Source organism: Paucibacter sp. Y2R2-4 (assembly GCF_025717535.1).
GTDB lineage: Bacteria > Pseudomonadota > Gammaproteobacteria > Burkholderiales > Burkholderiaceae_C > Paucibacter_A.
On the sequence record NZ_JAJIRO010000004.1, the window covers coordinates 401324 to 425377 of the forward strand.

The 24054-nt window shown below is 61.9% G+C and carries 15 protein-coding genes; 3 read left to right on the forward strand and 12 right to left on the reverse strand.

The window, feature by feature from the left end:
- Positions 1–2 precede the first annotated feature (2 nt).
- Positions 3–1163 carry a DUF4062 domain-containing protein gene (locus tag LNV06_RS16955; protein WP_263539475.1) on the reverse strand — a complete coding sequence of 387 codons (1161 nt, stop codon included), beginning with the start codon at positions 1161–1163 and terminating at the stop codon, positions 3–5.
- A gap of 81 nt (positions 1164–1244) precedes the next feature.
- Positions 1245–2492, reverse strand: coding sequence for a methyltransferase (locus tag LNV06_RS16960; protein ID WP_263539476.1), 1248 nt, complete (start codon positions 2490–2492; stop codon positions 1245–1247).
- A gap of 230 nt (positions 2493–2722) precedes the next feature.
- Between LNV06_RS16960 and LNV06_RS16965 the strand changes: the two genes are divergently transcribed.
- The 3 genes from LNV06_RS16965 to LNV06_RS16975 are packed head-to-tail and all read left to right on the forward strand — an operon-like array spanning position 2723 to position 6260.
- Positions 2723–4363: a hypothetical protein gene (locus LNV06_RS16965; protein ID WP_263539477.1), complete on the forward strand. Its 1641-nt coding sequence runs from the start codon at positions 2723–2725 to the stop codon at positions 4361–4363.
- A 51-nt stretch (positions 4364–4414) separates the two neighbouring features.
- The gene (locus LNV06_RS16970) at positions 4415–4888 is read left to right on the forward strand and encodes a hypothetical protein (RefSeq protein WP_263539478.1); all 474 of its coding nucleotides are present in this window, start codon (positions 4415–4417) and stop codon (positions 4886–4888) included.
- Between the two features lies 1 nt (position 4889).
- Entirely contained in the window at positions 4890–6260 is a 1371-nt protein-coding gene (locus LNV06_RS16975) for a M48 family metalloprotease (protein ID WP_263539479.1), read from the forward strand.
- Positions 6261–6335: 75 nt separating this feature from the next.
- On the opposite strand, the gene LNV06_RS16980 is transcribed toward LNV06_RS16975, so the two are convergent.
- From LNV06_RS16980 to LNV06_RS17025, 10 genes are all read right to left on the reverse strand, one after another.
- A complete protein-coding gene (locus tag LNV06_RS16980) occupies positions 6336–7595 on the reverse strand; it encodes a sugar MFS transporter (RefSeq protein WP_263539480.1) in 1260 nt (419 codons plus the stop codon).
- 93 nt (positions 7596–7688) lie between these two features.
- Positions 7689–10169: a GH92 family glycosyl hydrolase gene (locus LNV06_RS16985; RefSeq protein ID WP_263539481.1), complete on the reverse strand. Its 2481-nt coding sequence runs from the start codon at positions 10167–10169 to the stop codon at positions 7689–7691.
- Between the two features lie 278 nt (positions 10170–10447).
- The gene (locus LNV06_RS16990) at positions 10448–11917 is read right to left on the reverse strand and encodes a glycoside hydrolase family 47 protein (protein WP_263539482.1); all 1470 of its coding nucleotides are present in this window, start codon (positions 11915–11917) and stop codon (positions 10448–10450) included.
- Positions 11914–12852, reverse strand: a complete 939-nt coding sequence (locus tag LNV06_RS16995; RefSeq protein ID WP_263539483.1) for a carbohydrate kinase family protein — start codon at positions 12850–12852, stop codon at positions 11914–11916. The genes LNV06_RS16990 and LNV06_RS16995 overlap by 4 nt, the downstream gene beginning before the upstream one ends.
- Positions 12845–14074 (reverse strand): AGE family epimerase/isomerase, encoded by a 1230-nt coding sequence (locus LNV06_RS17000; RefSeq protein ID WP_263539484.1) that lies wholly within the window; start codon positions 14072–14074, stop codon positions 12845–12847. Before LNV06_RS17000 ends, LNV06_RS16995 begins: the two co-directional genes overlap by 8 nt.
- Positions 14075–14111: 37 nt before the next feature.
- Positions 14112–15101 (reverse strand): LacI family DNA-binding transcriptional regulator, encoded by a 990-nt coding sequence (locus LNV06_RS17005; RefSeq protein ID WP_263539485.1) that lies wholly within the window; start codon positions 15099–15101, stop codon positions 14112–14114.
- A gap of 277 nt (positions 15102–15378) precedes the next feature.
- Positions 15379–17103 carry a PNGase F N-terminal domain-containing protein gene (locus LNV06_RS17010; protein WP_263539486.1) on the reverse strand — a complete coding sequence of 575 codons (1725 nt, stop codon included), beginning with the start codon at positions 17101–17103 and terminating at the stop codon, positions 15379–15381.
- A 56-nt stretch (positions 17104–17159) separates the two neighbouring features.
- Positions 17160–19685, reverse strand: coding sequence for a glycoside hydrolase family 31 protein (locus LNV06_RS17015; RefSeq protein WP_263539487.1), 2526 nt, complete (start codon positions 19683–19685; stop codon positions 17160–17162).
- Between the two features lie 16 nt (positions 19686–19701).
- On the reverse strand, positions 19702–22359 hold the full coding sequence (locus LNV06_RS17020) for a beta-mannosidase (RefSeq protein WP_263539488.1): 2658 nt from the start codon (positions 22357–22359) through the stop codon (positions 19702–19704).
- Positions 22360–22473: 114 nt separating this feature from the next.
- Complete coding sequence (locus LNV06_RS17025) at positions 22474–23997, reverse strand: tryptophan halogenase family protein (RefSeq protein ID WP_263539489.1); 1524 nt, start codon at positions 23995–23997, stop codon at positions 22474–22476.
- Between the last annotated feature and the right edge of the window lie 57 nt (positions 23998–24054).

Below are 24054 nucleotides of genomic sequence, written 5' to 3' on the forward strand. Positions count from 1 at the left end.
AATTAGGGTGCGCTGGCGGCCTCGGCCTGGATGCTGCGCACAATGCGCGCACGTGCCTGTGCATGTTGAAGCAGTAAGTCGCGCTGGCCGGAACGGTCCAGCCAGTCAAAAAAACGCTGCACGGCATAGCGGGTGCTGCCGGCATCCCGGCAATTGGCCAAGAGCACCAGCTGGATGCGCTGCACCGGGTCGGCCACATAAACGCCAAAACCGGTGGACACCACGGTGGCATCCGGGAAGCCCAGCAGATCGGTGGCTTGCTTTTCGGTGGCGGTGCGGTGGCAGGCGATCAAATGCACCGGGCCGGCCGCTTCGGGCAAGGCCTTGGCCGAGGGCAAGTGCAGATGGTCGGAGAGAAACGGCCGGCCGACCATCTCGCGCGCCGCTGCGGTGGAGGTGGCGGCGGGAATGGCGTGCACGCAGATCAGCAAGTCGGCCGCATCTGCTTCGCCCAGCAAGACTTGATGGGGCTGACCCACCACGGGCCGTGCAGCAGAACGATCCAGCAGCGCCGCGCTGCAGCTGGCTTCCATGGCGGCCTTGCGGCCTGAGAAGGACAAGCGACTCCAGGCCAGGGCCTCACCGAGCGCATAGCTGTCCTTGCTCAAGACCGCGCTGCCACCGCGCACCAAAGCAGCCACCGCTTGGCCCAAGCTCTGCCGCGCCAGCGCCAAGGCCTGGTCCGCGGTCTCAACCGGCGCGCCGCTGAACAAGGCCTCTTGGGTGAGCAGCTCTGCAAAACGTTCATCGCGCCGGATGCTTTTTGCCGAGCTCAGCGGCAGCTGGATCACCCGCGTGCGCTCGCGGCCGGACTGCAGTCCCGCCATCAGCTCCGCATGGCAGATACCCACATCGGCCGGGCCTTTGGACCAGCCGGCGGAGCCGTTGTAAAGCGCAATCACGATCTGGGCGCGGCGGGCTTCCTTCAAGCAGACATCCCACAAATCCAGGGCGGCCGATTTGGCGGGTTCCTCTTCGTTGATGAAGCACTCGAAGATGGGCTCGCCGAAGAGCTGCGTGGCCTCGATCTCGCGCTTCAAGTCCTGGCGCAGCTGGGCGAGTTTGAAGAGCTTGCCGTCCGGACCTTTGTAGTCCTTGCAACGGCTGGAAATCATCACGCGAATCTTGTCGACCGGCATCTGCGCCTCCCAGGCTTGGCTCATAGGCATCAGCGGTTCTTGCCGGCCTGATACCCAAGCTGAAAGCCGCTGTGTTGGCAGATTATGGGCTGCTTTGATGACGCCTCAAGCGGCCAAAGCACCCAAGCGCCACAACGAAGTCAGCTCGACTGAGCGCGCCGCGAACAGCGGGTCGCTTTCATCGCTGGCTCGTGCATGCTGAGGTTTGGCATCACTGCGGCCCAGCACTTGCAAACCGGCTTCGTGGATCCAGCCCAGCAGCTCTTCGCGACTGCGCAAGTCCAGATGCTCGGCCAGGTCCGACAGGATCAACCAGCCCTCGCCGCCCGGCGACAAATGCGCGGCCAAGCCGCTCAAGAAGCCACGCAGCATGCGGCTGTCAGGGTCATAAACCGCATGCTCCAGCGAAGACTCGGCCGGCCAAGGCAGCCAGGGCGGGTTGCACACAATCAGCTGCGCCAAGCCCTCGGGGAACAAATCAACACTCAGCAACTGCACCCGCGGACTGAGCTTGAGCAAGGCCAGGTTGTCGCTGGCGCAGGCCAGGGCGCGGTCTTGCTGATCGGTGGCCACCACCTGGCGTACCCCGCGCTGCGCCAAGACTGCGGCCAGAACGCCGCTGCCGGTTCCGATGTCAAAAGCCACGCCGGCCTTGCCACTGCTCTTCAAACAGGCCGGCAAAGCGGTGTCTGCCACCAGGTCGACATACTCGCCGCGGACCGGCGAGAACACCCCGTAATGCGGCGAAATCGCGGCCTTCAGGGCCGGGATGTAAACACCCTTCTTGCGCCACTGATGCGCGCCAATCAAGCCCTGCAATTCGCGCAGCGAAGCCACATAGTGCTCGCCAATGGCGCCACGCGCCTGCGCGCCGGCCTCACGCACATCGGCCGCACGGGGCAGCGGCACACTGTGGTCGGCATCAAAAGGCAGCAGTAACAAACCCAGCACCCGCGCGCGCTGCGCCTGCGTCTTGCGCTGCTGCACAAAGGCGGCGTACATGCTTTGCGGGCGGGACTCGTCCGCCGTAGAACCAGGCTTGGCCTTAGCTTTGGGCTTCTTGCTCGATTGGCGGCGTGCCTGAACATCCAGCCGCCGCACCAGGGCCTGCATCATCAAGCGGGCGTTCTGATAGTCGCCACACCAGAGCAGCCCCACGCCCTCGTTGGCGAGCCGAAAGGCGGTGTCGGCGCTCAGGCCATCGTCCACCATCTGCACCCGCTGCGGCGGCGGGCTGTCGGCCAAGGAGCACCAACGCGCTTGTTGGACGCAATCGTCGGCGTCGCGCCATTGCAAGTAGGAATGGGCTTTCGCGGGGACGGCGGCAGAAGCCGTGCTGGGGAATAGAGTCATCCCGCATTCTCAAGGACTTTTGAAATCGCAATCCCTGAGCCTGGCTTTATTCACCTTTTGCGCGAGCCTCAAGGCTCCAGCCTACATCCTTAAGTGTTAACCCGAGCCCAGGCTGGAGGGAAGCGGTATCGATGGGGATTGACCCCTATCGGCCGCACAGTTACAACTACTTACATTTCGCGCCAACAGAGCGGACGATCGATTCGCCAGGCCGTGTCAAGGGAGCTTCCATGTCAGATCCAGTGCGGCAGGGCGAGCTGCCGCCAGCCCCAACACCGCTGCCTCTACGCGGCGAATGGCCTTGCGCTGTCATGGCCCAGCTGAGCCTTGAGCTGCGCCAGCGCCTCCCTTGGCTGTTCAGGCTGAAGCTCGCGCCACAGTACAAAAAAATTGTCGCGCTGCTGATGTCGGCCCTGTTTGTGGCCAGCGCGGTGCACCTGCTGGGCCCTGTACTCAACCCTTTGGAGTCGCCCGCGCAACTGGCTTTGAGACTGGCCAGCACCCATCTCAATGGCGCCAGCGACCCGAATGCTGACTTATCCAAGCGTTTGCTGGTGTTGAAGATTGATCGCCAAACCTTCCTCGCCAAAGCCAGCCCGCAAAGTCACCAGCAATTCAATGGCACCAGCCCACTGGACCGCTGCGTGCTGCGCAATTACTTGCAAGCTACGCTCGAGGCCATTCCCGATCTCGAAGTGCTGGGGATTGATGTGGACCTCTCCCCGACCGGGCTTGCCGGTCAGGATGGATGTGCCGAGGAAATCCTGGACTTGCTGTCCAAAAAGGAAAAGCTCAAAAGCGTCTTGATCTTGCCCGTGGAAAAGCAAGATCGAGAGGAGCACCGATTCTGGCCTGGCTACTTGCGCAGCAAAGGCCTGCACGTCGCACACCCAGACCTGCTGCTCGAATTTGGCCTGGTGCGTCGGCATCTCGAGGTCAGCGATGGCTATCGCAACCTGGGGGCTGAGATGCATTGGGCTCGGTTCGTGCCCGAAAAAAAGTACATCCGGCCGACGGCGAGTTGCACTTGCAATGACGAGCAAGGGCTGCCGCTGCCGCGCGAGGGCCGCCAGTGCAAATATGCCAATGCCAACTTGAAATGCGAGCCCGAGACGGCACCCGTGGATGGGGATGCCAAGCACGAACGGAACATTGCTTTTCACTTGATCGCGCACCGGCTCGCCGTCCCGGAAAAAGACCCCGTCAGCGGCAAGATCAAGCCTTTGTGGGAGCAACTTCAGCGGCCCGGCATCAAGAAAGTTCATTGGGCCATTTTGGGCGCTGACTACGACCGCAGCGACAGCTTTCGCACGCCTTTGGGTGAGGTGTCGGGCGTGGAGGTCCACGCGACCATCGCGGTCGAACCCGATGAGGAGCATTGGAAGTGGCTGAGCTTTGCCATCGACGTGCTTCTGGGCATGCTGTTCGGCTATGTGGTGCACCACATCTGGACACACTACTTCGAGCGTCGGTTGGACTTGCATACGCCCAAATATCCCGACTCGGCGCAGCGCGCCTATCTGATCTTGATCGGCTTGGGCTTGCTATGGCTTCTTCTGGCCCTGCTCGCCTTGCCCGCCTTGAGTGTGACGGCGCTGCTGTGGGGGGGCATTTGGATCAACCCGGTGCCCATGCTGATCGGGATGAGTTTGGATGCCTTTGTGGTCGGCAGCGTCAAGGTCTCCCTGGAACTGATGAAGAAAAAGGCCCAGCCTGGTGCTGCGGCACCCCAGGTCGGGCACCCACCGCCGACGCCGGATTCGCGCCCATGTTGGCTTCGTCTTTGGCATGGCGTGCTGAACAACGCGCCCATGGCTTGCTGGGTCTTGGTTCTTGCCCAGGCCCTCGAGCACTTGGCACATGGGAATTGACCTGCGCCGGGCAATGCATTGTTTGATCAAACACTCAGGAAAGGTCCCCCCATGACGGTCACATCCAATGCCCGCCGACTCATCCCCTTCTTGCTTTGTGGCGTCATGGCCTGGCCCGGGATGAGCCGAGCCCAAAGCCCATCGGCCGAGGCCAAGCCACCGGTCTGCGACCCCCACGCCACCCTTGCCAACCTGCAAAAAAACGCTTCCTTCAGCCAGGTGTTCTTGGCCGGCCCAGACACCTGCAATTCATTGCTGAACGTTCTCAAGCGGCTCACCGTCTCGCCCGTCAGCGGCGGCAAAAAGCTGGAAGCCAGCAAAGCGCTGGACCCCGTGGCTGCCGGCCGTGAGCGTGCGGCCGCGCGGGCCGAGCCGGAGTTTGCCGCTGAGCTGGCGAAGCTGCTCGCGCCTGAGACGGAGCCCGCGCGCCGCCTGATCCTCGAAGCGGCTCTGCTCGACGAAAACGGCAAATACGCGGCCCGCGACCTGGTCCTGAATGAAATCCAAACCTTGATCGGGAGGTGAGATGAAACACGCAATTCCACGGCGGGCCTGGGTCCTGGTGATTCCCTTCTTGGGCGCTTGCGCCCAGCAAGGGGTCTTGAACTTTCCGGCCACCAGCGCGGGCAACAGTGCCAGCACGGCGTCGAGCAGTAGCAGCACCAACAACAGCGCCCCGGCGCTGCACAGCGCGGTGGCTGGCGGCAGCATCCAGGTGGGCGCCAAGTCCAAACAGATGTCCAGCGCGGAGGTCGACAGCAAGTGCGAACGCTTGGTCGCGCCTTTCGAGCTGAGCAGCAATGCCATCGAGCTGGCCCAGCTGGGCACCTCCATCGCCTCTGAACAGTTAAGCGGCAAGATCAACGCCACGATTGAGCAGTTGATCTCCGGCTCGCCACCCGCCGCCGGCAACAAGGGGCCGGTGCTGCAGGTGCCGCATGCAGAACTGCGCCTGGCCGCCAAGCGCATGAATTGGTTGCCCATGGATGTTGAGCTGCAATACGGGCGCTATTTGCTGGAACAAAAAGACAAGACGGGCGGGCTGCTGAGCCGAAGCGGCAAGAAAAATCTGCAGCTTTACCAAAGCGCCAACAAGATGTTGGAAGAGGTTTTAAGCGGTGTCCAAGAACCCCATGCTTACCGCTTCGAGCTCTACATCAGTACCGACTCAGGCACTAACGCCGCGGCCTTGCCTGGCGGCATCCTCTTGATCGACCGCGCCTTGGTCGAGAACCCCGCGCTGCGCGACAAGGCCTACTTCGCCCTGGCCCATGAAATCGCCCATGTACTGCAAAGGCATGAAACCCGTGCGATCCAGGCCAAGGCCTTTGACGCCATGGCGCTCAAGTCCAGCCAGCCCGAGATGGTGAAAACCATGCAGTCGGCCGGCAAGGAATCGGCGGCGATCTTGAGCTTGTTGGTCCAGGGCAAGCTGCTCTTCGAGCGGCATTCGGAGGCGCAAGAGTTGCAGTCCGACGCCTGCGCGGTGCGCCTGCTGGATGAGAGCTTCAAGAAGGACGATGCAAAGTTGCGCGCCGCTTTGCAGGGCTTCATCAATGGACTGCCCAAGCCAGAGGCCGAAGGCGGAGCGGCAGGCAAATCGGCTTCGGCAGCCAGCAAGAGCTCCGGTACCGCACTTCAAGGCGGCACCGCTTCCGGGCTGAAGACCAGTGCCACCGCCAAGGCTTCGGCGGCCAACGCCATGGAGGCCTTGGGCAGCGCCGTTGATTTGGTGACCCGTCCCATCGACACCCACCCTAGCACTGAGGCACGCGTGACCCTGCTCAACGAGATGCTGGCCGAGCTTCGCAAACGCTCACCTGCACCGACCAGCAAACCGGAAAAGCCCAGTACTGGCCCAACACCGAAGCCGGCCGCTGCAATCAAAAAGAGTTGATCCCAGCGGCCGCTGTGGCAGTGTCGGCAGGCTACGCCGAATCTGCCAAATCTGCCAAATCCGCCTATTGCGGTCTTACTCGGTGTACATCGCCGCGTACTTGGCGCCGAAGTACAAGATGAAGGCATAGCAAGCGGCCGGCAGCAAGAAGGACATCTGCACGCCCAGGCTGTCGGCCAAAGCGCCTTGCGCAAAGGGAACCAAGGCGCCGCCGACGATGGCCATGCACAGAATGCCCGAGCCTTGGCCGGTGTACTTGCCCAGGCCGTTCAGCGCCATGCTGAAGATGGTCGGGAACATGATGGAGTTGCAAAGACCCACCGACAAAATGGCCCACATCGCCACCGTGCCCTTGCCGAACACCGCCGTCGACACCAAAGCAATCGCCAACAAGGAATTGAAGGCCAAAGTCTTGCCCGGGCTGACCGAACGCATCACCGCAAAGCCGATGAAACGACCCACCATGGCGCCACCCCAGTAGATGCTGACATAACTGGCAGCATCCGCGTGAGACAGCGAGGCGATGTGCGACTCGCCCAAGAAGTTCACCAAGAAGCTGCCAATGCTGACCTCGGCGCCCACATACAAAAAGATGCCAATCGCGCCCAGCACCAAATGGCGGTGCGACCAGGCCGAGCCATGGCCTTCACCGGGCAAGGCCACATCTTCGCTGTCAGCAATCTGCGGCAGCTTGGCGGCCCAGAACAAAACGGCCAGCAAAACCAAGGCAGCCGCCAAGCCCAGATAGGGGCCGCGCACGCTAGCCGCATCGGAGGCCACGCCCACGGCCGACAAAATCAACATGCCGCCCACGGCCGGGCCGATGGTGGTGCCCAGCGAGTTGAAAGCCTGGGTGAGCGTTAAACGGCTGGATGCCGTGCGGGCTGGGCCGAGCACGGTCACATAAGGGTTGGCGGCCACCTGCAAGACCGTGATGCCCGAGGCCAGCACAAAGAAAGCGAACAGGAACAAGGCATAACCGCTGGACGAAGCGGGATAGAACAAGGCGCAGCCGGTGGCAGCAATCAGCAAGCCGGTCACCGCCCCCTTTTGATAACCAATGCGCCGAATCAAGGCGCCGGCCGGCAGCGAGACGATGAAGTAAGCGCCAAAGAAGCAGAACTGCACCAGCATCGCCTGCACATAAGTGAGGGTGTAGATGGCCTTCAGGTGCGGGATCAAGACGTCGTTCAGCGAGGTGATCAGCCCCCACATGAAAAACAGCAGGGTCACGATGATCAGCGGGCTGGTATTGCTTGCCCCAACTTGCGCTCCGTCCCCGCCTCCCTCCTGTTGCGGCGCGAGGCTCGCGCTCTTATGTGCCATGTTTGCCATCTTGTCTCCTGGAATTGAAATGCTCGGTCAATCGTTGTTGGATCGGTCGTTCGTTCGTTCGTTCGTTCGCTCGCCTGGCCGCAGGCTTGCACTTTAGGGTGCAATGCCCGCGGGCGGATGGGGCAATTCCCTTCCCTTGGTTCCCCAGCCTTGCGGATCGGGCTGCGCTGACAGCTCGAAGCTCAGAGTATCGGCGGCCTGCAACTGCTCCCAGTCCAACCACACTTGCTTGTGCGCACTGCCGCCCCAGCGCACCGACTTCACAAAGCGGTGCTCGCCCGGCTTGGCCTCGGCGGCGTTGATGCGCAGGGTCCGCCCCGGCGCCAGGTCAATCTCGGCGCGAGCAAAGCGCGGCGCATGCAGCAAGAAGCGGCCGCTGCCGGGTGTGTCGGGGTAGAGGCCCAGGGCGCTGAACAAATACCAGGCGGACATGGTGCCCAGATCGTCGTTGCCGGTCACACCATTGGGTGCATTGCCAAACAGAGTTTCGGCCGCGCGCAGCACCGTGGTGGTCTTCCAGGGTTGACCGAGCAAGGTATAGACCCAAGGCGTGTGCAGATCAGGTTCATTGTTAGGGTTGTAGCGGAACTGGCTGTAATAGCTGTAGGGCCCAACGACCCAGGACTTGCGCACGGCTGTCGCGGGGTCCGCCAGCAAGGCGGGGTAGTCGAAGAAGTGATCCAGGCGTTGTGCCGCTTGCTCCTGCCCGCCCATGGCCTCCACGAGGCCAGGAATGTCCTGACGCACCAACCACTGGTACTGCCAAGCCGTGCCTTCGTGAAAACCACGCTCCGAGCGCGGGTCATAGCCGCCGTTTGCCAACGTCACCTCGCTGAACCAAGTTCCATCGGCCAGGCGCGGGCGCGGGAAGCCGCGCTGGCCAGTCGGGGCGTCTTGCACCTGCGCGTCCCAGACCTTGCGCCAATTTAGGGCGCGCTGATCCAGCAATTGCGCATCCTTCTTGTGGCCGAGTGCACGGGCCATCTGGGCCAGCGAAGCATCGGCCAGCGAATACTCCAGCGTGGCCGAGGCGCCATGGTGCGGGTCCACGTCCATGCCCTTGGCTGGATAGCTGCGGTCATACTGAACAAAGCCCTGACTCAGATAGCTGGGGTTGCCGGCCCGGCCCTCGGGGCGCAGCAGCTTGCGCGGCACGCCAAAAGCGTTCTCGCGCAGGGCGGCATAAGCCTCTTGCTCACGGCCTTTCAGCGCCCCATAACGCCAAAGATCGACGAGGAAAGGCGTGACCGGGTCACCGGTCATGATGTTGGTGTCGAAGTTGGCATAGCCCCAACGAGGCAGCCAGCCGCCTTGCTCGCGAATCTTCAGCACCGAGTTGGCGATGTCGCGGGCGCGCCCCGGGCGCAGCAAGGCCAGCAACTGGTTTTGTGTGCGGTAGGTGTCCCAGAGCGAGAAGAACTCGTAGTAGGTCCAGTCCTTGCCTTGGTGCTTGGCGCTGTGGATGCGGTCGTCATAGCCCCGGTAGCGGCCATCGGCATCGCTGCCGGTTAGCGGCTGAAGCAGTGAGTGATAGAGCGCCGTGTAGAACACGGTGCGGTCATCCGTGCTGCCGCCCTCGATGCGCACGCTGTTCAACTCACGTTGCCAAGTCGCCTGCGACTGTCCGCGCATGGTGTCGAAACTCAGCGCTGTCCCTTGCGCCGTCAGACCTTCAGCACGCAGATTGACGCGCGCGCCTTCGGCATCCACATGCGATATGGCGCTGACCGCGGTCACCGCCGGGCTGCTCTTCAGATCAAAGCTCAGCCACATGCCATGTGGGCGGGCCTCCCCTTGTTGGCTGGGACCTTTGGCGCCGGGCCAGCCGCCGCGATCGTCCCAAATGCCGTGGGCGACAAAGGGCCGATCGAAGGTCATGCGGAACCAGGTCGTGTACTGGGCGCCGCCGCAAAAGCTCTTGGTGGTGATCCTGCCTTCAACGCTGCGGCCGTCCTCCAGCACCTTAAGTTCGCTGCCGACCACCGAGTGTTTCTCGTTGGCCTGGCCCAAGTTCAGTAGCAAATGGCCGGCGGGCGTTCCGGCGGCAAAGGTGTAGCGCTCGGCCGCTGCGCGGGTCAGGGCTGTGGTCTCGGCGCTGATGCCGCCATAGCTGGTCAGTTGAACTTTGTAGTAACCGGCCTGGCCGATTTCTCCCTCATGGGTGTATTCAGCGGCGTAGCGTTTGTGGTCGAAGCTCTCGGCCTTGGCGGTGTCAAAGTCTCCGCCGGGGCCGATGCGCCCGGTGACGGGCAGCACCGAGAGTTGACCGCCCTGCTCCCAGCAACCTGCGCCCGACAAATAGGAATGGCCGAAACCGCGGATACGGGTGTCGCTGTAGCGCCAGCCGGCATAGTGCTCACCGGTGGGGCTGACCTGGATCATGCCGAAAGGGGCCGAGGCGCCGGGGAAGGTGTTGCCTTCATCCTGGGTGCCGATGAAGGTGTTGACAGGCGTGGGGTTGGGGGTGGCGGCGTGCAGCAATGCGCTTGGCAAAGCAAACAAAGCCAGCAGGCAAGTTCGCAAGTACGAAGAGTTGGCGAGGCTGCGGGCGATGGGTGGGCGCGTCCACTTCATGTCCCCCGTCCGCTGCGCGGCCTCCTCCTTTACTTCCGTGGCCGCACCCACCCACCACCCGCCGCGATCCACCACTTCCCTATTCGGAAAACCATGGCTCATCGCTCCCGCGAAGCAGGCTGGCGGTGCGCCCCTGCGACGTAAGTAAAGGAGGAGGCCGCGCAGCGGACGGGGGACATGGAGTCGCAGGGGTGCGCCGGCAGCCTGCGACTCAGGCGCCAGCACCCTTGGCTGCGGCGCTTGGTGATGTTTGAACTCGGTCATCTTTAGCCCCTCACTCAACGCGCCTGCACTGGCGCCGTCAAGCGCAGCGGATGGGCTTCGGTATTGAAAGTGACCGCGTCAAAGTCCAGAGCAGACTTCGGCGCGAACAACAGATAGAAGTACTTGAAAGTCTCGGCAAAAACAAAACTCTCCATCGAGTCTTCTTGCACCTTGGTGCGCACATCCTTCAGTGCGGCATAGCCCGCTTCGCTGCGGCAGTAGCGCACAAAGGCTTCGAAGAACTCACGACCCATGGCGCGGTAGCGAGAATCGCCGGTGTAGTGATGCAGGTAGTAGGCCGACTCGACGATCTCGGGGCGCAGCGCATATTCGGGCGACAGAACCTTCATGCGACGGTAGTCCATGGACTCGGGCTCAATGCCGTGCAGGCGCCACATGCGCAGGCCAGACTCTTGCAGCTTCTTGGCGCGCGGCACATCGCCGCCCAAGGCCAGCAGGGCCGGCATGAAGGCGTCCAGCGCGCCGTACTGCGTCTTGGTGCGGCGGCCGGTGTTCATATCGGCGTGGCCATACCAAAAGCCGGTTTTTGTCTCCTCACCCAGCACCTTGTTGACACCGGCAATGCTGTGGTCCCACATGGTTTTGCATTCCGCATCACCAAACAGTCGCCAGCATTTGTACAAATACTCGTAGTAGGAATCGATGCCGCCGCCGATGTGCGCATCGGTGCGCTCCCAACGGCCAGTTTCCACATTGATGGCCGAGCCCACCACGCCATCCGCTGAGGCGCGGCGGTAGGTTTCAACCAGCGCACGCTTGGCCTTCTCAAAGTAGATGGGCTGGCCAGTCAGCTGACTCAACATGCCGAACTCAAGAATCAGCGTGCCGGTTTCGGCCGGGTTGCTGACCTTGCCGCTGACCTTGCCGGTGCGCAGATTCACATGGGTATAGGGCAGACCGGTGGGCGACTCGAAGACCGGCAGCAGGCGCTTGCCCAGGTCCTCGGCCTTGGCCAATAGGCGGGCATCTCCACTGAGTTGGTAGGCAGAAATCAGGCCCCCCAGCAAGCGAATGGTGATCTCGAAGTTCTGCACCGGCATGTCTTGGTCAAAAGACAGCTGGCTGGCGATCAGTTCGCGCGCTTCGTCAGACTCTTCCTTGAGACCCATCAGCAGCAGCGTGCTGAGCGCATCCACCGGCGTCATCAAGAGCGAGGCCGAATACCAGTCGTGGCCCTTCTTGCTCAGGGGCTTGAGCGCGTCATGACCCCAGGCGTATTGCTTGTAGCCTTTCCAAGCGTGCTGGGCTTCTTCCTTGACACGCTGGGCCAGCACGGCCGACTCGGCCTCGGTGACGGGTTGGAGCGCAGCCATCTTTGCGGAAGACGCGGAAGCAGTGTTTGCCGCTGTGGCCAAGACCGGCAGCACAGCCAAAGCCGCAACACACAAGCCCTTCAGCGCGAATCGAATCGGGCGAGCGGAGGAGGAGGACGAAGAAGGGCGGAGCGATGAATGTTGACTCATGATGAAACCTTTGTTGCTTCAAGCATCTCGAACAGGCCACGCATGGCCTGTGAATCTGGAGGGGTAGCACCCGACTGCAAACAGGCGGCCGAGCCGGCGGCCAGGGCCGCGTGCAAATGGGACTGCAATGAGCGCTCGGGGTGGCGGCTCAAGCTGAAGAGCAGACCGGCCGCGCTGGCATCGCCAGCACCGACCGTGTCCACCACGGCCACGGCCGGAGCCATGGCATCGGCACGGGCCTCGCCTCGGTAAAGGCTGGCCCCCTGCCCGCCGCGGGTCAGCAGGCATAAGGTGTGTTCGGGTCTGGGGTTGAGCGCGCGCAAGCGCTGCAGCGCCTCTTCCAAGGGCAGGCCGGGGAAGAGGCCGCGCAAATCATCGTCGGAGACCTTGATCAGGTCGGCCAAGGCGGCCATGCGATGCAGCGTCGGCGTGTAGCGCTCGTCCATCACCTTGCGGAAATTGGGGTCGTAGCTGATGGCCACGCCTTGGGCCTTCAGGCTTTCGGCCAAGGCCACCAGCTTGGCGGCCAAAGGCTCACGCGCCAGGCTGATGCCGCCGAAGTGAGCCCAACGCAGGCCAGACGACCAGCCGGCGGGCAAGGCCTGCGCATCGAAGTAGAGGTCGGCGCTGTCATCGCCGATGAAGAAGTAACGCGGCGGCTCACCCTGCTCAACCATGGCCAGCAAGGGCGAACGCTCCACACGCTGCAGCAGTCGCAGGTCCAGGCCCACCGCCTCGCTGGCCGCCCACAGTTCATCGCCAAAGCGGTCTGCACTGATGGCCCCGGCAAAGGCGGTGCGCTCGCCCAAGGCCGCCAGAGCGCGGGCCACGTTCCAAACCGAACCTCCGACGCGCGCGACCCAGTGCTCCTGGCCCTGGTGGATCATGTCGGTGAGCGCCTCGCCGGCACAGAGCATCAGAGGCGCGTCATGCATGGCCGGGGCCCTCGTCCAACACCGCGGCGATGTCGTAGCAAGCGCCCATGGTGTGATAGTCCACCTTGCCGGCAGGGCTCTTCTCGTCGCTGTACTTGCGGTTTTGCGAATCCAGAATGCGGAACCAGGCGCCGTGCTGATGGTCGACGAAATGCGTCCAGCTGTAGGCCCAGAGGCGCTGGTACCAATCCCAGTAATAGGGATGATTGGTGCGCTGCGCCAGCAAGGCCGCTGCGGCGGCGCTTTCGGCCTGCACCCAGAAGTATTTGTCTGAGTCGCACACGCTGAGGTCAGGGGCGAGCGAGTAGCACAGGCCGCCGCGCTTGGCGTCCCAGCCCTTTTCCATCGCCACCTTGAACAGTCGCTCGGCCGTTGGGCGCGCCCAGCTCAAGTCCTTTTCCAGCACCGCGCCGCGGGCCTCCAAAAGAATGAGCAGCTTGGACCACTCGGTGAAGTGCCCAGGCTGATAGCCCCAGGGCCGGAAGAGATGGGCCGGGTCATCGATATTGAACAACCAGTTCGGCTGCCACTGGGCGTCGTAATGCTCCCAGATCAAGCCGCCACAGCGCTCGGCCTGGCGCTGACTGATGTTGTAGGCTACGGTGTAAGCGCGCTCCAGATAACGCTGATCTCCCGTGGCTTGGTGCGCGGCCAGCAGCGCTTCGCAAGCATGCATATTGGCGTTTTGTCCGCGGTAGCTGGAGCGCTCACTCCAGTCGCGACTGGCTTCGTCGGAGTAGAGGCCGGCCTGCTCATCCCAGAAGCAATGCTCCATCATCTCGAAAGCTTCTGCCACCCAGGGGCGAGCTTCCTCCAAGCCCGCCATCAAGGCGTGCGAGTAAGCCAGCAGCACAAAGGCCTGGCCATAGGCGTGCTGCGTGCCGTCCAGCACCTCGGCCTTGCCGTCTTGCCAGTTCAGCAGCCAGGTGTAGCCGCCGCAAACTTGGTCCCGATGCGCCTCGCGCAAGAATCGCAGCGCGTGCTTGAGGCCGTCCAGATAGGCCGGGTCGCCAAAGTGGCGGTAAGCCATTGCATAGGTGAACACAAAGCGGGTGCTGCTGACCAGATGCCGCTGCTGCGCGTCATAGACCGTCCCGTTGTCCTTGAAGAAGTGATACATGCCGCCGCTGGGGTCGATGCAGCGCGGGTGATAGAAGCTCATGCTGTGTTGAGCATGGGCGAGCAGCGCCGCCCGAGAGCGGAAGTCGGGGAAATTGAACATGGTGAATGGAAGGGTTAGGGGCGCGTCGTCTGTTTGACTAGTCGTCGCAACTGCTTTCCCGCACGATCATTTCGACCGGCAGGATCATCTCGGCGGGCGGCTCATCCGGTTTGAGTCGCAAGAGCAACTCAACCCCGGCGGTGCCCAAGGCCTCTTTGTCAACGCGCACCGTGCTCAGCGGCGGCGAGGCCACGGCCGCATTGCTGATGTCGTCGAAGCCGACGACCATGATGTCGGAGGGAATCTTCAGGCCTTCATTCAGGCAGGTCTTCATGGCCACCAGGGCGGTGCTGTCGTTGTAGCAAAACACAGCGTCCGGCCGCTTGGGCAGGCTCAGCAGACTGCGCATGGCCTCCACCACGCCCTCGTCGCCCTCGCCCATGGTTGGGACGATGACCTCCAGGTCGGGGTCGGCATGCACCTTGGCCTCAAACAGGGCGCGGCGAAAGCCCTTGTTGCGCTGCTGAATGCTGTAGTGCGCCAAGGAGCCCGAGAGCATCGCAATACGACGCCGCCCGCTGCGCAAGAGGTGGCGTGTGGCGAGGTAGCCGCCCAGCGCGTTGTCCGGGTTGATCGATGAGAAACCGCGGCGCTGCATGTCCACCAGCACCATGGGCTTGCCAGTTAGCATCAAGGCGCGCAAGACCTCGGGCTCGAAGAAGCCGGCACACAAAATCGCATCGGGCTGGTGCACCCGCACCTGTTCCAGAACCGGCTCGGCCGGGCCTACGACGATGAAAGACAGCGCGATGCCCTCGCGCCGGCAAGCCTCTTCCGCGCCGTGCAGCACTGGTGAGAAGAAGGGGCTGGAGGCCAAGGTGTTGTGCTGGCTGTGCAGCAAGAAGGCAATGCGACGGATGCGCCCCTTCTTCAGTTGCGAGAAGTCATAACCCAGGCGCAAAGCGGCATCGCGCACCTTGTTGCGGGTGACCTCGGTCATGCCGGCCTGATTCTTCAAGGCGCGCGACACCGTGCCGATCGACAAGCCCGTGGCTTCTGCGATATCGCGGATGGTGACCTGGCTCACAGCGGCGCCTCCTGGCGAGCAGAGCGCTCAAGCCGAGAGGACTGCGCTTGGCTCAGCAGCGAAATCAAGTGCATCGGGTGTCTCCGGTGTTCGGTTTATTAAACGAATCTTGTGGTGCTTCTGGACGCGATCTGACGCTTGTTTGCCGCGTCATTTCATAGGTACGTTTTATATCTGCCGGCTTTTTTGGCGTCAATCAAAGCGCTCGAATTGGCGCTTTTTTAGGATGTTTTACTAAACAAACGCAAGCCAGCGTTTTGGGGCCGAGCCAATTCGCTCAGCCGCCCTCGCCCTGCAAAACACCCGAGACATTCCAGGCACTGAAGCTCTCGCCCTCTTTGGGTTCTTGCGGAATCTTCACCGCCAAGTTGTGGCGGCCGGCCTTCAAATCACCCAAGTCGATATAGACCGGGTTGGTCGCGGTGCCAGGGCACCAATTCGAACGGCTGAAGTCTGAGGACGACAAACCATCATTGAAGTTCCCAGAGGCCGGGTTGAACAAACGGTAGGTGCCGCAGTCTTGCCGCCAGGGCACAAAGGCAAAGACTTTTTTGCCATTCAAGAGAATGGTGTTTTTCTTCGGCAGGTACTCGTCGCCGTTTTCCCAGCCGCCATGGCCGGTGACGATATAGCGCAGCTTGGCATTCTTCAGCGCTTGCTTCAATTCAAAACTGACTTGCAGGCCCTTCTCATGGTCAAACATGGTGGCATATTCCTGCTTCGCCATCTCCATGATATTGACGGTATTGAAAAGCGGAATCGAAACCAGGCGCTTTTGCCGCAAGACCTCGCTGGGATGAATACTGATATTCATCGAGATCTTGTGCCCGCCTTGATCGTAATTACCGATAAAGACGCCCACATAAGCGCTTTTGCCCGACATATGGGAGGAGAGATTGCTGATCTCCATCCGATACGGCGCCCGCTCATGCCAGGTTTTGCCCTTCAGCTGCAAATAGTTGTACTGCTGAATACCAAAAGGCGTGAAAAAGCGCATCAATTCGATCAGGGGCGAATAGTCCGGGGTCGCCACCACGCCTTGGTATTTCTTCCCGTTGCCGTTTTCATAAACCGGCAAAGCCGCCACGCCTTGTTGCAAACCATTCAGGAAAGTGCGCTTTTTATCCTCGGGAATCAAAAAGACCGAACCGGTGCGGTCATACGCATCGCCATTCGATTGCTCTTGCAATTCGACAAAAACCTGGCTGCCCGCCTTGATTTCAGGAAACTGCACCCGCTTCAGCACCACCGTGCCTTGGGCGAAACGCAAAACCTCGGCACCCCCGCCCTGCGCTTTGTCCGAGAAATTGATGATTTGATTCTCGAAGATCGAGAGTTTGGTGAAACGGCTTTGCCAAAGCCGGTCTTTGTAGCTCAGGCTGTCGAGCAGCAAGCGGGCTTTTTGCTGTTCTTTTTTCCATAACTCATTCAAATCCAAACCAGGGATGCGTTCAATTTGGGTGGCGGTGATGACGAAATTGCCATTGCGCACCTGCTCTAAAACCAAGCCCAAGTTTTGCCCCAAAATCGTCGGGGCGGCTTTGACTGGCGAATCCTCGGCATACCAAAGCTCGATGGTGTTTGAATTAACAATGGTTTTGGCTTTTTTGCAGCGGTAACCCTGAATCACCCGGACCTCATCGCTGAACTCGAATACCTGTTTCGCCAGAGCACTGGCATCCACCGTGGCAACGGATTCATTCGCACTCAATTGAGCGACTTGGGTGATTTCATTCTTGCCCCGGTGAATCCAGGATTGCTCAAAAGGCAGCGCCGCCTTGCCGGCCTGAATACTTGCGGAGCTGACCAAGGTTTGCGTGGCATCGGCCAAAACCACAATTGGGTCTTGACCTTCCACCACTTTGCCGTTTGAAACTCGGGTATAGCTGAGTTTCAAACCCTCTTGAGATTGCGCCAGCACCGGCATTGGGGCGAGGGCAATAAAGACCAATAACAAACTCAGTAAAAATCCAAGCAAGGCTGTGGCGATTTGTTTTTTCATAAACGTTCTTCTGAAATTCCTTTGAATCCGCGGGGCGCAGGGCCGGTAAGAACCCCTCAAGGCCGAATCTGAATCTGCTTGACGCCCTCATGCGGCAAGGTGAGATGCAGGCGCCGCGTCGAGGCATCAAAGCGCAGGCCCTCGCTGACGGCATGGCCGTCGATCAACAACTCCGCCGGCGCCGCTTCAAGCCCGATGAACTCCAGAGCGGCAACACGCTGAAAACCGGCATTAGCGGGGATATCCAGTTGAAGGCGGGTCCAAGACTGCGCGCCTGCGGCGGACCCGCGTTCTTGGCGGATGGCGAGCCTGCGGAACTGCCCTTGGCGATAACCATAGCCTTCACCGGCATCTTGAAATACCTCGCCGCTGCCGGCGGCGCCCAAGGCCACCGTCAGCGTCAGCGGTGTGCGCGGCATGTCGCCGGTGTGCTGCACCACGGCTTGGGTGGGCACACTGGCGCCGGCGCGGATGAATAGCGGCAAACGGTTCAGCGGGGCTTTGAAGGTGAGCAAGCTGCCGCCTTCATAGCGTCGCCCATCCCACCAGTCGATCCAGGCATCGCCTTTGGGGAAATAGACCTGGCGCTGCAGCTTGCCTTCTTGCAGCACCGGCGCCACCAAGAGATCCGCGCCCAAGAGAAACTGATCCTCGATCAAGCTGACCTGGGTGTCGTGAGGATAAGCAAACCACAGCGGGCGCATCGGCGGCAAGCCGCTGCGCTCATTCGCCTCGAACAAGCTGTACAGATGGGGCAGCAAGCGATAGCGCAACTCGATGGTGGCCCGGTTGATGGCCTCGAACTCAGGCCCAAAGGCCCAGGGCTCGCGCGGGGCGGACACATCGTTGGAATGGGTACGGAAGTAAGGCGTTAGCACGGCAGCCTGCAGCCAGCGGGTGTACAGCTCCGCGCTGGGGCTGCCCATGAAGCCGCCGACATCGGCGCCAACAAAAGGCACACCCGAGATCGACAAATTACTCAGCATGGGCAGGCTCAAGGCCAGATGCGTCCAGGTGGGCGAGTTGTCTCCGGTCCAAACGGCGGCATAGCGCTGCACACCGGCAAAGCCGGCGCGGGTCAGCACCATGGGGCGCTTCTCCGGCCGCAGCTGGCGCAAGCCCTCGAAGCTGGCGCGGGCCATCTGCATGCCGTAAGCATTGTGATAGCGCGCATGGCTGCCGGGCTGGCCATCGCCGGCGTGGCGGGCATCCAAGGGCAAGGTCTTTTGCGGACCCAGCTCGATGGCCGGCTTGTCGAAGCCATCGGCGGCAAAGACGCCGGGCTCGTTCATATCGTTCCAGAAGCCGTCCACGCCCAGGTCGAGCGGCGCGGCATAGAGGCGGCCAAACCAGTCGCGGGCTTGAGCTGAAGTGAAGTCAGGAAAGGCGCAGACACCCGGCCAGACCTTGGCATGCAGCTCGCTGCCGTCGGCATTGCGCATGAAGACGCCGGCATCCCGGCCGCTGCGATAGATGGCGAAGCCTTCGTCCTGCTTGATGCCGGGGTCGACGATGGTGACGGCACGAAAGCCCTGCTGGTGCAAGGCGCTGAGCATCTCGGCAGGCTGGGCAAAGGTCTGCGGGTTCCAGGTGAAGACGCGGAAGCCGTCCATATGGTCGATGTCCAGGTAGAGCACATCGGCCGGAATCTGACGCTGGCGGAACTCACGCGCGATGCGCAAGACCTCGTCTTGCGTTTTGTAAGACCAGCGCGACTGCTGGTAGCCCAAGGCCCAGAGCGGCGGCAAAGCGCCTCGGCCGGTCAAGGCGGTGTAGTCGCTCAGCACCCGCGCCGGGCTGCGCTCGGGCCCGCCGGTGAAGACGAAATAGTCCAGCTCGCCACCCGCTGAGCCAAAGCGGTAGCGCTGCGGCTCAGTCTTACCCATATCGAACCAGCTGCGCCAGCTGTTGTTGAAGAACAGGCCATGGCTGCGCCCTTCATTCAGGGCGATGAAGAAGGGAATCGATTGGTAGGACGGGTCATGCCCGGGCGCGTAATCAGGCACGTCGGCATTCCACATGACCATGTGCTGCTGGTGGCGCGAGAGCGGCAGCGCCTTTTCGCCAAAGCCGTAGTAGAGCTCATAGGCCTCACGCCGCTTGCTGGTTTCAAAGGCGCCCTCTTGGGCGTCAAAGGCGGTGGGGCGCGCGGGGTCATCGGCGCTGATCAAGCGGCCTGCTGCGTCGTAGATCGCGAGCGAGAACTCCGGGCTTTTGCGAATCAAGACCCGCACGCCGCTGCTCGAGCGCAGCTCCAATGAATTGCCTTGCTGCTGGACCTTCGCCTGCGCACGCGGCGGCGGCGCCGACAAGGCGTAGCTGGAAGCATCGGGCTCGAAGCGCGCTGTGGAGCTGATGCGCACGCGCAGCACCTCGGGCGTGACGAAGCCAATCTTTGCCCGTGCGCCACTGCGCAGGCGCAGTTCAACGCCGTCTTCAAGCGTCTTCACCTGCAGCACCGCGCCCACGCTGCGCAGCGCGGCCGAGGCCGGCATGCCCGTCAAGAACAGCCAGGCGCCCAAACCGAGCGCGGCGCTGAACCGTCCCAGCGTCATGCCGCTTTTCTCTTTTCTCTTCAACATCAGGTCGCCGATCTCATCAGGGTCGCAAGGGCGCAAAAGCGCGCACTTGCAAGGCGCGTCGCAGGGCCGCGTGGCTGGCTTTAGATTTCAGCCGCAACAGCCGCCGCTCGCCGGGCAAGAGGGTCAGGGCGTTGTCGGAGACTTCCACATCGAGCGAGCCAAAGTCCACCCAAACCGCCCGGGCCAGCGCCGCCGCTTGCAACTCCACCACCAAGCCCGCTTTATCGCGGCGGAGCTGCGCTTGCAAGCCCGCCTCGGGCCAGGCCATGTCTTTGGCGCGCTTGAAATAGACCACGCTGCGGGAGGCCGGTTCACCCTCAGCCTGCAAATCAAACACCGCCACGGTGGAGCCTGCATCGGCCGAGCCCAGCAATTGCTCATCGGCGTAAACAGCGGCTTGGGTGGCGGACAGCGGCGGCATATCCACTGAACGCTGCTCCTCGCGCAGCACGCGCCCGTCCAGCGTCATCACACGCAGGCGCAGCTCGGCGCGGCGCGGCTGCGTTCGGTCATTGAGCAGGCTGAGCGTGGTCTTGCCTGCGGCATCGCGCAGCGCAGCCACCGCGACCGGTGCGAAGAAACGCCGGGCATGAAAATGCAGCGCCTTCCAGCGGCCGAAATGGTCGATGCTGGACCACGAGGCGCCGGGCCACACATCATTGAGCTGCCAGTACAAAGAGCCCATGGTGAAGGGCCGGCTGGCCCGGTGATGCAGAGCGGCGAGCTCGATGCCTTCGGCCTGCATGGCCTGGCTCAGATCGATGAAATGGGCAAAGTCGCGCGGCGCGCCGAACTCGTCATGGACGTATTTCAGCAAGCGCTCATTGCCCTTGCCGGCGAGGAACTTTTGATGCGCCTCGATGACGGGCGTGCTCATGCCTTGCTCGGCGCGCGTGGCAAAAGCGTCCACCGTGCGCTGCACCGGCCAGGCCTGCAGGCCGTACTCCGACATAAAGCGCGGCGTGATCGCCAGGAACTGGGTGACCGGATGCGCCGGGTTGCCCCAGACCTCCCAGTAATGCATATCGCCGCTGGCGGGGGTGTTGGCCACCTCGGCCAAGTCATCGCTGGGCGAGCTGGCCCAGTAGGCGGTGCCGCCGCCCTCTTCGGCCACCACCTGGCGCAAGTCGCGTCCAAAGAGCTGCACATAGCCCTGCCAGACCTGGTCGGCAAAGGCAGGGTCGGCGGCCGTCATGGCCTTGCCGGGGCCCCAATATTTCCAGGCGATCTCTTCCTCGTTATTGCCGCACCAGAGCGCGAGGCTGGGGTGATGGCGCAGGCGCCGCACTTGCTCGCGCGCCTCCATGCTCACATTGGCGCGGAAGGCCGGGTCGTAGGCCGGCTGCATGCCGCCGCCAAACATAAAGTCTTGCCAGACCAGCAGGCCGAGTTCATCGGCCAAGTCAAAAAAGGCCTCGCTCTCGTAGTAGCCGCCGCCCCAGCTGCGCAGCATATTCATGTGCGCATCGCGGGCCGACTGCAGCACGCGCCGCAGCTGCGCCGGGCTGACGCGCGGCTGGAACATATCGAAAGGAATGGTGTTCGCACCCTTGGCAAAGATCGGAATGCTGTTGACGCGGAAGTAAAAGCTCTTGCCCTTGTCATCCGGCTCGCGCACCAGCTCGATGCGGCGCAAGCCAGTCCGCAATTGCTTGCGCGCCACAGTGCGTGCACCCTCTAGAACTTCCAAGTCATAACGGTACAAAGCCTGCGCACCATAGCCGTTAGGGAACCAGAGCTGCGGCCTATCAATTTGCACCGGCAGTTCGATGCGGTTCTCGCCAGAGTGCAAGTCCAACTGACGCTCGGCCGCCAGGCTGCGGCGGCCATCGGGCGCGGTTTGCCACAGACGCAGCGCAAAGCTGCCGCCGCGCAGCGCATCCACCGAGGCGATGGCGAGCAGCTCGGCGCGAGCGGCCTCCACATGGTCTTGACGCAGCTGCAGCTCGGCGATGCGCAGGGTTTGCCAGCTCTGCAAAACAACCGGCTGGCTGATGCCGGCCGTGACGTAGCGCGGGCCCCAATCCCAGCCATAGTGGTAGCCGGGCTTGCGCACAAAGTTGCCGGTCATCGCGTCCGGCGGCTCGTCGCCATAAGGCGAGGGGTAATTGCCCGCCAGCTTCAGCGGCATGGCCTGCACCTGCGGCAGCAGCTTGTTGATCGGCGAACGGAAGACGATGCGCAGCTCATTGCCCTTGGCCCGCAGCCGCCCCTGCACCGGCACCCGCCAGCGGCGGAAAGCGTTGTCGGCCGCGAGCAGAGGCTCGCCATTCAGGCTGACCTCGGCAAAGGTGTCCAGCCCTTCAAAGACCAGATCGCTGCGCGCGCCCGCTTCCATAGCACTGCGCGGCGCATCGAAACGCGTGCGGTACTCCCAGTCGGCCAGGCCTATCCATTGCAGCGCGGCCTCGGGCGCGCCGACATAGGGGTCGGGGATCACGCGCGCGGCCAGCAGATCGGTGTGCACCGTGCCGGGCACGCTGGCCGGCAGCCAGTCAGAAACTGCAATCTGCCCCTTGAGTTGACCGCTGCTTGAAGCCTGTCGAAACTGCCAGCTGGTGTTGATTCGAATCTCAGTCGAGTCATACGCAACAGCGATTGGTGCAAACGCGATGCCAGTCAGGGCCAAAAGCATTTGGGTGATCGCTCTGCACGTGGAAATTTTCAGCTTCATTGAAGACCTATTCGCGCTGAAGAATGGAAGTGCCCCGCGAACGGCACTCAGGAATTCGGAGAGTGCCTGCATCTGCACCAAGCTGAGGTGCTGATGTCCGGCACAAGGCGGGAACTAGCTCGACCACGCTTGAGCCTTGCAGTTCTGGTTGATGAAATCCTGATGCAACGGCATCGCGGCAACACAGTTCGCGACGACAGTGCGTACGTTTTCGACGTACTTGGTCAACTCGCCTTCAGGCATCGAGTCCACGATGGGGTGGTAACCGCGCGGCACGACACGCTGGCCGAGCATGACCTGCACCCAGCTTGGCAATGCAAAGAAATCATCTGCGAAGCGGAGGTACCGCCCGTCACTTCGAAACAGATCGATCGCCTCGCGCAATGACTCCGGAATCGACATCGTGCGGCAGTAGTTCCAAAACGGTGAGTCGTCACGCTCGGTCGCGTGGTAGTGCAAGATCAAGAAATCACGCACTCGCTCGTACTCGGACGCGGTGTCCCGGTTGAAGCGGCTGGCAAGCAATGGGTCGAAGTTGCGATCCGGGAACAGACCAAGCAGTCTCGTGATTCCCGACTGAACCAAGTAAATGCTTGTGGATTCAAGCGGCTCCATGAAGCCACTGGCCAGCCCCAACGCGACGACATTCTTGTTCCAAAACTTCTTACGGCGCCCGGTGGTGAAGCGTAGCAATCGGGGGTCAGCAAGGGGCTTTCCATCCAGATTGGCGAGTAAGGTCGCCGTCGCTTCATCGTCACTGATGTACTGACTTGCGTAGACATGTCCGTTGCCAACGCGATGCTGCAAGGGAATCCGCCATTGCCAGCCGGCAGCATGAGCGGTTGAGCGGGTATAGGGCGTTAGTGGAACGCTACTTTCGCTGGGCACGGCGATTGCCCGATCACAAGGCAACCATTGAGACCAGTCTTCATAGCCGGTCTTCAGGGTCTGCTCAATCAAGAGGCCAACAAAGCCGGAGCAGTCGATGAACAGCTCGCCCTCGATGCGCTCACCGCTCTCCAGCACCACCGCCTCAATGTGGCCGCTTTCCGCGTTCTGCGTTACGTCGACAATCTTGCCCTCGTTCCGAACCACGCCCCGACTTTCCGACACTTTGCGCAAATAGCGCGCATACAGGCCGGCGTCGAAATGGTAGGCATAGGCAATGTTAGAGAGTGGCGACCCGGCCGGCGCGTTGGCCGGACTGACCATGAATTTGTCCAAGGGCGCGGCCACCGTCGGCAGGGCATAGGCACCAATGTCTGGCGCTCTCCCCGCCAAAAACAGCTTCAACCAAAGTTGGTGAAAAGGTAGCGGCCCGATGCCTTCGCCGATCTTGCCAAAGCCATGAATGTAGGAATCGCCGATGCCACCCCAATTTTTGAACTGGATACCAAGCTTGAAAGTACCCTGCGTTTCCTTGACGAAGTCGATTTCCCTAATGCCTATGGTCTCCGTGTTGAACACTTTCATCAGAGGAACGCTGGCTTCACCGACGCCCACGATGCCGATCTCCTCTGACTCAATCAGGCGGATGGAAGCATCTCGCCCAAGGTAGGTTACAAGCGCTGCAGCAGTCATCCAGCCTGCGCTGCCGCCTCCGACGATGACGATCTTCTTGATCCTGTTGTCATTCATTGCTTCATCTCCCCTGGCCCGCGCAAAAATCGGTGAACGTCTTCATACTGTGGGCGC